This window comes from Streptomyces sp. NPDC087859, assembly GCF_044742595.1.
Taxonomy (GTDB): domain Bacteria; phylum Actinomycetota; class Actinomycetes; order Streptomycetales; family Streptomycetaceae; genus Streptomyces; species Streptomyces canus_F.
In genome coordinates this window covers 376,601-389,581 of sequence record NZ_JBIUUU010000011.1, presented here as the reverse complement: position 1 = coordinate 389,581, position 12,981 = coordinate 376,601, and the positions used below count along the sequence as shown (strand labels likewise).

Here is a 12,981-nt window from a genome sequence, read left to right as displayed (position 1 = left end):
CTGGCGGAACGGGTGGGCTGGGCGGCCGGTCTGGTGTCCGGCATGGCCCGTGCGCTGACTCTCGAACACTGGAACACCGCTGCAGTGGACACCCTGGCATCCGGCGAGGACGCGGGGGGCAGGAAACTGCCGTCGAACGCGTGGATGGCGCTGCGCCGCCTCGGCTGGGCCATCCGGCCGCCCGAGGGTGCCAAAGTCAACGATCGCATCGTGCGGATGGCGCAGGAGCAGGCCGGGCGCGTGCTGCGGTCGGCGAAGTGGCGCGCCGACCTGACGGCAGGTGTGCTCAGATCGTGGCCCGCCGATCCGGCGAAGCGGACTGCGGGTGAGTGGGACGCGGTGCGTGAGGCGGTGCCCGGCGGCCAGTTCCTGCCGTCCAGTGTCATCAAGGGCCGGACCCGGCAGATCACCGCGTTCGTGAAGCAGCATGGCCGGATGCCGGTCGACGTGTTCGAACTGGAGGCCGCGCCGCGCGTCGCACCCATGCTGCTGCTCTCGGCGTGTGACGGGCAGCAGGCCACCTTGGAACGCGCCGACGAAGGCGGCCGCGCCCTGCTGCGGCTACAACTGCCCACCCGCCCCGACCCGCACTCCTACACGGACTGGACCTGGGTGGCCTGCCCCATCACCCTGCCGCCGACGATCCCCGTCAACGCGGTGCTGCACCTGCCCACCCTGCGCCTCCACCAGGGCCGCATCCGGGCCGATCTCGCCTACACCCACCCCGTCCCCAAGCCGCAACGGAACGGGCACACGATCGCTCTCGGTGTGGACTGGGGCCTGAACACCCTGCTGTCCGCCGGAGCCGCCCGTCTGCACACCAACGGCCAGATCACCGCCCTCGGCTCCGGCGGACAGTTCCGCGCCGCCGGGGTCCTCGCCAAACAACACCGGCTGCGCCGCCTGTCCGAGCACTTGCACGCCAAGGCGGACCACTACCAGCGGCTCACCGGCGGCAACGAGCAGCATGCACTGACCGCCAGACACGCGGTGCTGTCCGATGAGATCCGGCACGTCTGCGACCGGCGTTCCCGCCTCAACGACGCCCTCGCGTGGGCTGCCGCCCGCTGGACCGTGGACCAGGCCGTCACCGCCGGGGCCACGGTGATCTACGTCGAGGACCTGCGGTCGATGGAAGCCAAGGGTATGGGCCGTACCATGAACACCCGCCTCTCCCAGCAGGTGCGCGGACAGATCGTGGACCGGATGCGCCACCTCGCCGCCGAAGTAGGGATCGCCGTCGTCACCGTCCCGGCGCGCAACACCTCCCGGCGCTGCCCCCAATGCCTCACCCCACTGCGGCACCGCAAAGCCCCCGACCGGCCCACCACACCGGGATGGAAATGGGCCCTGTGCCCCTCCTGCCGGTGGCAGGGCGACCGCGACACCGGGGCGTGGCAGCGCATCGCCGCCCGCGGCCTCACCCACCAGACCAAGACCGTCACCGACCGCGCCAGCGGCGCGATGGTGATCCGCACGGTGGTGGACACGCTCGAACCGGGCGCGGTCGTCACGCCGAGTACTGACAAGACCAGCCGGAACGACCGGTCCAAGGCCGGCCCCACCCGGCACCGAGCCACCCGTCCGACGCCCAGGCGACGCCGGACACCCTCCCCTGTCAGACCTTCGGGTCCGGCGGGCCAGCGTCCGGAGGGACACGCTCACACGGACCGGACCCGGCTGCCCCGCGCAGCCCACCGGCACCAGGGCGTGACAACGATCAGCACACCCGCCAACAGCCGACACCGGCCACGAGGAGCAGCACTGGGCGCAGGCTTCCACCTGCACGCCCACGCCACCCCTCCACGATGGGAAATCCCGCTGCCAGACACCACGTCTGACATGGGATCACTAAGCTGATTAGAGACGCTCAGATAGGCCTCGGTGTTGTACCAGAGCACGAGACCGGCGGCCTGCGTGAACGTGCCGGGCCGCGCCTCGACGGTGACCTCGGCCTCCGCGCGGTGCTCGGTGATGCGTTGGGCGAGCAGGCTGTGCGCCCGCCAGGACTCCGGGCCGTGCCGACCGCGCAGGCGGATCCAGCCGGGGCGGATCGTGGGGTCGGCCCAGGACGGGTCGGCGTAGGCGCGCAGGGTGCTCCAGGGCCAGGCGAGGTGGGGGTCGGAGTCGGGGGCGGTGATGGCGGTCGCGGGGCCGGGGTCGGAGTCGGGGGCTGTGGTCGTGGGGTCCGAGGTCGGTGTATGCAATGGACGGTCGACCGTAGGCGCGGGATCGTCACCGGTATACGAGGACTCGTCGACTGTATGCGTCGAGTCGACGGTATTCGGCAAGACGTCGACTGTATGCAGTCGTACGTCGACCTCCACCGCCGGATGATGCCCACCGTCCCGCAGTCTCGGCCACCCCTCCCCGTCCCACACCACCGCCTGGATCGCGGTCTCCCGCCCGAGCGGACACCGTCGCCCGTCGACGGTATGCAATGGCCTGGCGGCGAGATGGCTCAACACCCAGTCCCCGACCGGCGTCTGGACCAACTCCCCGTGCCCCGCCTTCTGCAAGGGCACCGTCGGGTCGTCCCGGGTCGTCAGCAGCGGCCGCTCGTCGACCTCGTACGGGCCGGTCAGTGCACGGCTGCGCGCGACGAGCACCCCGTGCTCGAAACCGGTGCCACCCTCCGCCAGCACCAGGTAGTACCAGCCCTCCCGCCGCAGCAGCTTGGGCCCCTCGACGAGCCGTCCGTGCTGGAGTAGGAGGTGGGTGTCGCCGACCGTGGTCAGGGTCCTGCGGTACAACTCGGTCGCCACGATGCCGGCGAAGCGCTGTCCGCCGGGACGGCAGTCGTTCTGGAGGTTGAGGAGCCACAGTCGGCCGTCCTCGGCGTGGTACAGCGCCGGGTCGAAGCCGTGGCTCGCGACGCGGCGCGGGACCGTCCACTCGCCGGCCGGGTCCGTCGCCGTACTGATGTAGGTGTCCACGTCGAAGTAGGGCGTGCCGACCGAGCGGACGATCGAGTACACGACCCAGAACCGTTCGCCGTCCCAGCTCAGCGACGGTGCCCAGACGCCGCCCGAGTCGGGGACGCCGGCCAGTGAGTCGCCGGGGACGGCGCCGTGGACGTGGCCCGCGTACTCCCAGTGGGCGAGGTCGCGGGAGCGGTGGATCGGGATGGTGGGGAACCACTCGAAGGAAGAGGTCGCCAGGTAGTACCAGTCGCCGACCCGGACAAGTGAGGGGTCGGGGGCGAAGCCGCGGAGGACCGGGTTGTGCAGCAACGTCACGTCGACGCTCCTGGTGCGACGGTCACTTGAGCGCCCCCATCGTCACGCCCGACCGCCAGTAGCGACGCATCGCGACCATCATGATCGCCATCGGGATGATGGACAGCAGGGCGCCGGTCAGCACCAGGCCGGTGAGGTCGACGCCGGACTCCGCGCGCTTGCCGGACCAGTTGTACAGGCCCAGGTTGAGGGTCCAGTTCTCCTGGCCGCGCAGCACGGTGAGGGGGAGGAAGAAGGCGTTCCAGGTGTTCACGAAGGCGAGCAGGAAGACCGTCGCGCCGCCCGTCGTCATCATCCGCAGCGCGATGCTGAAGAAGATCCGCAGCTCGCCGGCGCCGTCGATACGAGCGGCCTCCAGAAGCTCGTACGGAATGGTGGCTTCTGTATACACCTTGGCGAGGTACACGCTGAACGGGTTGATCAGACAGGGGATCAGCATCGCCCAGGGTGTGTCGACCAGGCCGATCTCCGAGAACAGCAGATACAGCGGCAGGGTCAGCAGGGCGAGCGGGATCAGGAACGAGCCGACCACGCTCGCGAAGACCAGGTTGCGGCCCGGGAAGTCGAAGCGGGCCAGGCCGTAGCCCGTCGCGAGGGCGATCAGTGTGCCGCCGAGGGAGCCGACACCGGCGTACAGGAACGAGTTGAACGTCCAGCGCAGGAAGATGCCGTCGTCGTAGGTGAACACCTGCTGCAGGTTGTCCCACAGGTGCCAGCCGGAGAACCACAGGCCGTTGGACTGGTACAGGCCCGTGCGGTCCTTGGTGGCGGCGACGATCAGCCACCACACCGGGAACAGGCTGTAGACGCTCGCCAGGGTCAAGCCGACGAGCAGGAATCGCTGGCCGCCGCGTGAACGGGCCGCCGGGTCAGGGCGGTTGAGACGGCGGACGGTGCGGGTGCCCGCGCGCTCTTCGGTGAGGGTCATCAGTCGGCCTCCCTCGAAGTGAGCCGGTAGAAGAGGAAGGAGGCGACACCGAGGATCAGTGCGAGCAGGACCGACAGCGTCGCGGCGTAGTGGTAGTTCCCGGCGTTGAACGCCTGGTTGTAGATGATCATGATCGGGGTGAAGCTGTCGTCGACCGTCTCCGGGGTGATGTTCCGGAACAGCGCCGGCTCGTTGAAGATCTGCAGCATCTGGATGATCGAGAGCATGCCGGTCAGCACCAACGCCCCCCGCACGAACGGGATCTTGATGCTGAGCGCGATCCGCCACTCGGAGGCGCCGTCGAGACGCGCGGCCTCGAACAGCTCACGCGGCACGCCTTGCAGCGCCGCGTAGATGATCACCATGTTGTAGCCGATGCCGTGCCAGGTCAGCAGGTTGCCGATGGACGGCCACACCATCGACGGCGAGAAGAAGTTCCAGTGGAAGCCGAAGAAGTCGCCGAGCGGGGTGAGCGGACCGACGTCCGGGCTGTACACGTTGATCCACACGATCGCCGCGACCACCCCGGGGATCATGTACGGCACCAGCAGCATGATCCGGAACTTGCCGGCCGCCTTGGCCGTCACCGCGTCCAGGAGCAGTGCCAGCGCCAGGCTGATCAGCAGCATCACCGGGATCTGCACCAGGGCGAAGACCACCACCCGCAGCACGGAGCCCATGAACTTCGAGTCCGTCAGGCCCTGTTGGTAGTTGTCGAAGCCGGAGAACTCGTCGGTGGTGCCGCCCAGGCCCAGTCCGGAGGACTGCGAGCGGTACAGCGACTGGTAGACGGCGTAGCCGATCGGCAGCAGATACAGGAACACGAAGCCGAGCTGGAAGGGCACCGTGAAGGCGGCACCCTTCCAGCGCAGTGAGCGAATCATCGGGATGTGCCTCAGCCCTTGACGTTGATGCCGCGGGACTTCAGGTCCTTGACCGTCCACTCCTGCATATGGGCGAGGAGGTCGGTGACCGTCTGCTTCTTGCTGACGACCTTGCCCCACTGGCTCTGCAACTCGGTGAACATCGCTGTCCAGTTGGGACCGAAGGTCCAGTCGGTGGTGACGGTGCCGAGACTGTCCTTCACGATCTGCTGCGCCGGCTCGTAGTTCTTGCCGAGCAGCTTCTCGGAGATCGCCTCGGGCACGTAGGAGTCACTGTCGGCCAGCGCCGGCATCACGCCGCTGCCGGTCTCCGGGCTGGCCATGGTCTTGACCGCGCCGGTGTCGGTGGACATCCACAGCGCCGCCTCGGCGGCCTGCTCCTGGTGCTCGCACTGCTCGGACACCAGCGTCAGGTTGCCGCTCTGGTTGGTGCCCGCCGGGGTCTTGGCCGCCTCACCGGCGAACGTCGGCCAGGGGGACAGTGCCCAGTCGCCGAAGGACTTGGTGAAGTTCTGCACCATGCCCGACATCTGCCAGGTGGAGATCTGCCGGGTCGCGGTGTCGCCGTTGTCGAAGCTGCGCTGCACGGCCGCGTAGTCGGCGAAGGACAGCTTGGCGTTGAGGTCGTTGTCGATGATCTCCTGGATCACCTTCGCGGCCTTCAGACTGCCCTCGTCCTGGAAGTTCACCTTCCAGGCGTTGCCGTCGATGGCGTACCAGTGGGCGCCCGCCTGCATGGCGAGCACCTCCAGGGTGCTGGGGTCCTCACCGGCGTAGTTGGTGATCCTGATGTCGTGCTTCTTGAGGACCTTGCCCGCGGCGATGAAGTCGTCCCAGGTCGCCGGGGCCTTCAGGCCGTACTTCGTGAAGATGTCGGTGCGGTAGATCGTGAACGCGGGCGCCGAGGCCGTGGGCACACCGTAGGTCTTGCCCTGCACCTGACCGGTCGCCCACGAACCGGAGTTGAACTTGCCCTTGCTCGGCTCCACGTACTTCGAGATGTCGGCCAGCGCGCCCTGCGCGACCCAACTGGTCACGTACTCACCGGTGTTCTGCAGCAGACAGGGAGCGTTCTCGGCCTTGACGGCGTTGCTCAGCTGCTTCTGCATGGTCAGCTGGTCGGTGATCTTCGTGTACTTCAGCTGGACGTCCTGGTGAGAGGCGTTGAACGCCTTCACGACGGCCTCCTGGCCGTTGGCCCAGCCCCAGAAGTCGAGGGTGACCGGGCCGGAGGAGTCGGTGTCGTCTCCGGACTCCGACCCGCCGCAGGCGGCGAGCAGGCCTGTCAGCGCGATACCCGCGACAGCGGTTTGGGCGAACCTTCTCCGGCGGCTGGTGAAGTTCATCTGACCGTGTTCCTTCGGAAGTTGGGCGTCTCGGAACGAGGACGGCGGCTCGGGGGCGCAGGCCGGGAACGGCGGCCGGAATCCGCGGCTCGCGGTTGAGGGGGGTCGGCCAAGCGGAAGCTGTAGTAAGCGGTTGCTGGGACGGTAGGACGACGGATCAGTCCATAGCAAGAGGTGCGCGGAAATTTGTTACGCCGGATTGTCCGTCGCGTGATGCCGAAGTGTCCCGTGTGCGACGGCCGTTCTTCGCCTGTATGTACTGGTCAGGGCATGTGGATCGCAGCCTGCGCAGAGGCCGGGCGGCCACTGGCCCGACCTCGGAGGATCACGAAAAAACCTTTGGAAAACGCTTACGAAACGATCGCTTTCACAGCGCTTCTGGACCGCCCACTCGCATGGATCACACGCGAGGCGCGGGCGGGCGGACGGAGTTGCGTACGACGACATGGGTGCCCAGCACGAGGTGGTCGCCGTCGCCCTTACGACGGCCCGGGCCCCCCTCGCGCCGATCGGCGACCGCGCGCAGCGCGACCCGGCCCATCTCCTCGTACGGCACATGCACGGTGGTCAGTTGGGGCGTGAGCTGGGACGCGAGAGGAATGTCGTCGTACCCGACGATCGACACGTCCTCCGGCACCCGCAGCCCCGCCGCACGCAGCGCCTGCATGGCTCCCGCGGCGACCACATCGGTCCCGGCCAGCACCGCGGTGAAGTCGAGCCCGTCGCGCAGGCTCTCCTGGACGGCGTCGTAGCCGTGCTCGTAGTCGTAGAAGCCGTGCCTCACCATGCTGGGCTCGAAAGGCACGCCGTACGCTTCGAAGGCGCGCCGCGCCCCCTTCAACCGGCCCTGTGCGGTGGTGAGTTCGGCATGTCCCGGCAGCACCAGGACCTTGCGGTGCCCGGCGGACAGCAGATGGCTGGCCATCGCGTACGCGCCGCCCTCGTTGTCGTAGTCGACCGTCGTCGCCGGTACGTCGCCCTCCAGCGGCGGCCTGCCGACCAGTACGAGTTGGGAGCCGGCCGCGTCCAGGGACCGGGCGAACCGGGCCATGCGCAGCTGGTACTCGTCGTAGTCGTAGGCGCCGCCGAGCAGCACCACGGCGGCGACGCCCTGCTGGCGCATCATGTTGACCAGTGCGAGCTCACGCTCGGGGTCGTCACCCGTCGTGCCGACCAGCGAGAGCCAGCCCCGCAGGGTGGCGGCTCCCTCGACACCCCTCGCGACATGGGCGAACGCGGCGCCGGTGATGTCGTTGATGAGGATCGCCACCGTGGGTGTGCCGCCGCCTGCCAGGGAGCGGGCGTGGGCGTTGGTGACGTAGTCCAGGTCCCCGACCACCTTCATCACCCGGCGGCGCAGCTCCTCCGAGACCGGGTAGTTGCCCGACAGGACGCGGGAGACGCTGGCGACGGAGACGCCCGCCTGCTCCGCGACGTCCCGGATGGTGGCCCGTCCGGCGTCGCCCGAAGCCTTGCGCTGACTCACCCTGGGGGCTCCTTCACCATCGTGATCGCCCCACCGCGGGCCGGGAGGACACCGGTCGGGGGCCCGGCCCGGAGCCGGTGCGGAAAACCGTATCCCATGGTTTCCGGCGGCAGTGAGGTGCCGGTTCCCTCAGGCGACACGGGTCAGATCCGCATGCCGCACCTCGTGTGCCAATGGCCCGCCGGAGGCCACCCGCTCCAGTTCCTCCACCACGATCCGCCCGAGTCTCTCCAGCTCGTTCCCGAGCGACCCGGCGATATGAGGTGTGAGGAACACGTTCGGCAGCCGGTACAACGGCGACCCCGCCGGCAGCGGCTCGGGTTCCGTGACATCGAGTACCGCATACAGTCGACCGGCGACCAGCTCGTCGGCCAGTGCGTCGGGGTCGACGAGCGCGCCCCGGGACGTGTTGATGAGGACGCCGCCGTCCCGGATGAGCGCGAGCCGTCCGGCGTCGAGCATGCGATAGGTCTCGGGGATGTCCGGGGCGTGCAGGCTGACGATGTCGCACTGGCTCAACAGTTCGTCCAGTGAGACGAGTTGGGCGCCGAGAGCGGTGGCCTCGGCGGGGCTGACATAGGGGTCGTGGAGCAGGACCGTGAAGTCGAAGGGGCGCAGCAGCTCCAGCAGGCGGCGTCCCACACGCGAGGCTCCGATGACGCCGATGCGGCGGCCGACGTTGCCGATGTGCGCGGTCTCGGTGGGGGGCGGGTAGGCGTGGGTGGTGCGGAACCGTTCGCGCTGGGTGAAGGCGTCCTTTCCGGCGAGCAGGATCATCGCGAGGGTGTACTCCGCGACCGGCAGCGCGTTTCCGGTGACCGCGCTGGACACACTGATGCCGCGTTCCCACAGTTTCTCGCCGACGAGCGAGCGGACGGAGCCCGCCGCGTGCAGCACGGTGCGCAGCCGGGGTGCGGCGGTGAGGACGTCCGCGTCGAGGCTCGGGCAGCCCCAGCCGGTGATGAGCACCTCGGTCGCGGCGAGGACCTCGGCCGCCGCGGGATCGGTGAAGTCCCGCAGCACGAGGCCGGGATCGAGGTCGGCCGCCTGCCGCAACCGGGCCATGAGCGCCGGGGGGAACAGCAGGGGCAGGTGCACCGGGTCCATCGCGAACACGGCCCGCGGCAGCTGGGGGCTGGGCATGAGGCTCCTGAGGCACTGAGTAGAAACATTTTCTGAAAGCGCCTTCTACCGTAGATCTGCCGGGAACGGTGGGTCAATCGGTCTGATGGATCGGGGAGGGGTGGATTTCCCCCGGCTCGTTTCCACCACGTATGCCCACGTCGCGGCGGGGTGGAGGGTCGGGGGCGGGAGTTGGGGTCGGAGGAGGCTCGTCGGTGTCGTGGCGTGGCCAAGTGCCTTGATCCCGCTCTGTAGGGAAATCGGTTTCCCCGTTTTCTCACCCAGCGACCTCAACGGTTTCAGTGGTCTCAGCGGCTCGGACGTCGGTCGTCCCGCCGTGCGGTGCTGTTGGCCCGCGTCGCCGGGTCACGTCTCACAGTCTGACAACCGGTTTCTGAGCAGGACGTCCATAGCGCCTGCTGATCACTGCTTGCCGACGGCGATCGGGGTGCGCTCCGGGCCTCTGTGATTGGTCGGCGAGATCGTGCGCGGGGCGCTCCCGGCCGGTGCGCACGTGCGGACGGTGGTGGTCGACATCGCCATATGGGATGGCCTTGAGCTGCACTTTCTTCGACCGACGTGGCCTTGTCGGCCGTCCGGCGCATGGCGCCCGGGTTACGCAGACTTTTCGAAAACTCGTCATGGCTCTTGACGCGGTTTCCGGACAGGAAGAAGCTCTGCCCCATTGCCCAACAACCGGTTGCCAAACAATCGAGCCAACTAGGTGAAGCGGGAGGTGGTGCGTTCATGCACCCTCGTGTCGGTGCCCCGATGGGCCGCCGCCGGTTCCTCGCCCTGTCGGCGGGAGGCGCCGCGGCCGGTGCTGCCGCGCTGAGCGGCTGCGCGATGCGGGTGTCCACCGGGGTCAGCGGCTCGGGTGAGACCGTCACCGTGATGGTCAACTCCGGAGACATCCTCCCGGAGCAGGTGCGGCAGGCGAAGAAGGCCCTCGGCATCAAGATCGTCCTGGTGAAGTACGACATCACCAAGCTGATCGCGATGCTGACCAGCGGCAACCCGCCCGACCTGGTGCGTGGCGTCGGTGCCGTGGACGCGCCGTTCTTCGCGGCACGGGACGTGGCCGAGGAACTGGACCCCTACTTCGCGCGGAGCGGCGTCCTCAAGCTGGACGACCTGGACCCCGTCAACGACCTGTGGCGGTACGACGGCCGCACCCAGGGCAAGGGCCCCCGCTACGGCATGGCCAAGGACTTCTCCCAGGACTCCATGTACTGGTACAACTCCGCGGCCTTCGACAAGGCCGGTGTCGACCAACCGTCGGAGACCGAGCCGGTCACCTACGAGGAGTGGCAGGACACCGCCCAGCGCCTCGTGCAGCGCAAGAAGGGTCAGACCACCGTCTTCGGAGGCAGCTACGCCGGCCTCACCCGGGCCACGCTCCTGACGACCATGACCGCGTCCGCCGGAGGAAGCCTCTTCAACGACGACTTCTCCCGCGTCGACTTCACCACCCCCGAGGCCCGCAAGGCCCTGACCTGGTACATCGACTACTGCCGGACCAAGGTGGGGCCGAGTCTCGTCCAGCCCGACCCCAACGGCTGGGACGGCCCCACCTACCAGGCCGGGCGGCTGGCCATGTCGAACGCCGGCTACTGGATGGGCGGCATGATCTACCCGGACAAGAAGCTGGCGAAGGTGTCCCGGCTGGCGCCGGCCCCGATGTTCGCGGGCGGTCCCCGGATCAGCGCCTGCCAGGGCGGCACCGGACTGTGGATGCCACGCGGTGCGCAGAACAAGGACGCCGCCTGGCGGGTCTTCGAGTGGTTCTTCGGCGAGGAGCCGGCCAAAGCACGTGCCGCCGGCGGCTGGGGCATCCCCACGCTCAAGTCACTGCGCTCACTGATGCCAGGTCAGGAGGACTACGAAGAACGGGTGTTGAGGGTCCAGGAGAACGAACTGAAGCATTTCTCGGTGGTCTCCTTCACCCCGTACACCAGGGCGGACGCGCTCGACGCCCTCTTCAACCAGATAGCCCCCGCCGCGATGAACGGCCAGATCTCCGTCGACACCCTCGCCGGACGTCTGAACTCGGCCATCAACGACCAGCTGAAGCGCGGTAAGGAGCAGGTGGGATGACGGTCGATCAGATTTCCCCCGTCGCGGACCGGCCCGACGCCGCCGCGAGCACCGGACGGGCGAGCGCCGCCGGGCGGCCACGGATCACCATGACCGCGCGCAGACACCGGGCGTTCTACCTGTTCACCTCGCCCTGGATCATCGGGTTCCTGCTGCTGACCATCGTGCCGATGGCGTACGCGCTGTGGCTCAGCTTCACCACCTTCGACGGCATCTCGCCCCACTGGAAGTACGTCGGACTCGGCAACTACCGCGAGCTGCTGAACGATCCGGTCACCTGGGACTCGCTGGGCCGCGCGGGCCTGTTCGCGGTGACCTCGGTACCGCTGTCGATCATCGCGGGACTCGGCCTCGCCGTACTGGTCAACCGGCCGCTGAAGGCGCGCGGACTGTTCCGCACGCTGCTCTATCTGCCCGCCGTGGTGCCGCCGGTGGGCGCGGGCCTCGCCTTCAAGCTCCTCTTCGACCAGAACTCCGGTGCCACCAACGGTGTTCTGACCTTCTTCGGTATCGACGCCCTGGCCTGGCTCGCCGACCCGTACGCCCGCTACGTCCTGCTGATGACCGTGCTCTGGGGCGCCGGCAACGTCATGATCATCTCGCTGGCCGGTCTCCAGGACGTCCCCCGGGAACTCCACGAGGCGGCTCGGATCGACGGGGCGAGCGCCTGGCGCACCTTCCGCAGCATCACCGTGCCGCTGCTGTCGCCCGTGCTGCTCTTCCAGACGGTCACCGGGATGATCGCCTCAGTGCAGACCATCATGCCGCTGCTGTTGGCGCCGCTCGGTGACACGAGCGGCATCACCACGGTCCCGCAGTCGAACTACCTCTACATGATGCATGTGTTCGCGCAGTACTTCGCGCTCGGCCGCTACGGCTACGCCTCCGCACTGCTCTGGGTGCTCTTCGTCCTGATCCTCGCGGTGACCGGACTCATCTTCAAGTTCACGTCCGGCGCCGTGTTCTACACCGTCGACCCGGAGGCGAAGAAGTGACCGCGACCAGTCTGCCGCCCAAGTCCCCGATCGCCGACGCGCGCGTACGCGTGCGCGCCAGACGCCTCGCCCTCTACACCGTGCTCGTCTCCGTCACCGGACTGTTCCTCGGCCCGTTCGGCTGGCTGATCCTCTCCGGCCTCAAGACGCAAGGGGAGTTGGCCGCCTCACCCGTGCACTGGCTGCCCGACGTCTTCCAGTGGCACAACTTCGCCGACGCCTTCGACCAGATCGACTTCCTCGGCTACGCCCGCAACTCCCTGATCATCGCCTTCCTCTACGCCACGCTGGTCACCCTCAGCTCGGCCTGGGTCGGATTCGGCTTCGCCCGGCTCGACGCGCCCGGCAAGAAGGTGCTGTTCGGTGTGCTGCTCGGCTCGATGATGCTGCCGCAGATGGTCACCCTGCTGCCCACCTACCTGATCTTCGCCAAGCTCGGCATGGTCGACACCTACTGGCCGTGGGTGCTGTGGGGCCTGTCCGCGGCGCCGTATCTGGTGTTCCTCTTCCGGCAGTTCTTCGCGGGCATGCCCCGGGAACTGGAGGAGGCCGCGATCGTCGACGGCTGCGGCTACGCCTCGATCTTCTGGCGGATCTTCCTGCCGCAGTCCTGGCCCGTGCTGTCCGCGAGCTTCATCATCGCCTTCACCTGGACCTGGGGCGACTACATCGCCCCGCAGCTGCTGCTGTCCACCGACCGCACCACGCTCGCCGTCGCCGTGATGACCGCCTACGTCAACGAGGGCGGCACACCTGTCCCCGAACTCCAGGCCGCGGCCTCGGTGATGTACGTCGTCCCGATCCTGCTGATCTTCCTCATCGCCCAGCGCGGATTCGTCGCCGGGATGTCCACGTCGGGCCTCAAGTAGCCCAGCCTTCCGACC

The 12,981-nt window shown here is 68.3% G+C and carries 9 protein-coding genes and 1 pseudogene; 4 read left to right on the top strand and 6 right to left on the bottom strand.

Going from position 1 to position 12,981, the window contains the following annotated elements; all coding sequences use genetic code 11:
* Nucleotides 1-42 precede the first annotated feature (42 nt).
* A pseudogene (locus ACIOHP_RS28260) lies at nucleotides 43-1,347 on the top strand (transposase); the annotation flags it as partial.
* Nucleotides 1,348-1,661: 314 nt separating this feature from the next.
* Here the strand turns inward: ACIOHP_RS28260 and ACIOHP_RS28255 are convergent.
* From ACIOHP_RS28255 to ACIOHP_RS28230, 6 genes are all read right to left on the bottom strand, one after another.
* Nucleotides 1,662-3,239 carry a family 43 glycosylhydrolase gene (locus ACIOHP_RS28255; protein ID WP_401891852.1) on the bottom strand — a complete coding sequence of 526 codons (1,578 nt, stop codon included), beginning with the start codon at nucleotides 3,237-3,239 and terminating at the stop codon, nucleotides 1,662-1,664.
* A 22-nt stretch (nucleotides 3,240-3,261) separates the two neighbouring features.
* Complete coding sequence (locus ACIOHP_RS28250; RefSeq protein WP_401891851.1) at nucleotides 3,262-4,167, bottom strand: carbohydrate ABC transporter permease; 906 nt, start codon at nucleotides 4,165-4,167, stop codon at nucleotides 3,262-3,264.
* Nucleotides 4,167-5,051, bottom strand: a complete 885-nt coding sequence (locus ACIOHP_RS28245; RefSeq protein ID WP_401891850.1) for a carbohydrate ABC transporter permease — start codon at nucleotides 5,049-5,051, stop codon at nucleotides 4,167-4,169. The genes ACIOHP_RS28250 and ACIOHP_RS28245 overlap by 1 nt, the downstream gene beginning before the upstream one ends.
* 11 nt (nucleotides 5,052-5,062) lie before the next feature.
* Complete coding sequence (locus ACIOHP_RS28240; protein ID WP_401891849.1) at nucleotides 5,063-6,397, bottom strand: ABC transporter substrate-binding protein; 1,335 nt, start codon at nucleotides 6,395-6,397, stop codon at nucleotides 5,063-5,065.
* A 400-nt stretch (nucleotides 6,398-6,797) separates the two neighbouring features.
* Nucleotides 6,798-7,883, bottom strand: a complete 1,086-nt coding sequence (locus tag ACIOHP_RS28235) for a LacI family DNA-binding transcriptional regulator (protein ID WP_361541828.1) — start codon at nucleotides 7,881-7,883, stop codon at nucleotides 6,798-6,800.
* A gap of 129 nt (nucleotides 7,884-8,012) precedes the next feature.
* On the bottom strand, nucleotides 8,013-9,026 hold the full coding sequence (locus tag ACIOHP_RS28230) for a hydroxyacid dehydrogenase (RefSeq protein ID WP_401891848.1): 1,014 nt from the start codon (nucleotides 9,024-9,026) through the stop codon (nucleotides 8,013-8,015).
* Between the two features lie 726 nt (nucleotides 9,027-9,752).
* Here ACIOHP_RS28230 and ACIOHP_RS28225 point away from each other — a divergent pair.
* Genes ACIOHP_RS28225 through ACIOHP_RS28215 form a run of 3 tightly spaced genes read left to right on the top strand, consistent with a single transcriptional unit; the run spans nucleotide 9,753 to nucleotide 12,966 of the window.
* Nucleotides 9,753-11,102 (top strand): extracellular solute-binding protein, encoded by a 1,350-nt coding sequence (locus tag ACIOHP_RS28225; RefSeq protein WP_401891847.1) that lies wholly within the window; start codon nucleotides 9,753-9,755, stop codon nucleotides 11,100-11,102.
* Nucleotides 11,099-12,097 carry a carbohydrate ABC transporter permease gene (locus tag ACIOHP_RS28220; RefSeq protein WP_401891845.1) on the top strand — a complete coding sequence of 333 codons (999 nt, stop codon included), beginning with the start codon at nucleotides 11,099-11,101 and terminating at the stop codon, nucleotides 12,095-12,097. Before ACIOHP_RS28225 ends, ACIOHP_RS28220 begins: the two co-directional genes overlap by 4 nt.
* On the top strand, nucleotides 12,094-12,966 hold the full coding sequence (locus tag ACIOHP_RS28215) for a carbohydrate ABC transporter permease (protein WP_361541817.1): 873 nt from the start codon (nucleotides 12,094-12,096) through the stop codon (nucleotides 12,964-12,966). Before ACIOHP_RS28220 ends, ACIOHP_RS28215 begins: the two co-directional genes overlap by 4 nt.
* Nucleotides 12,967-12,981: the final 15 nt, after the last annotated feature.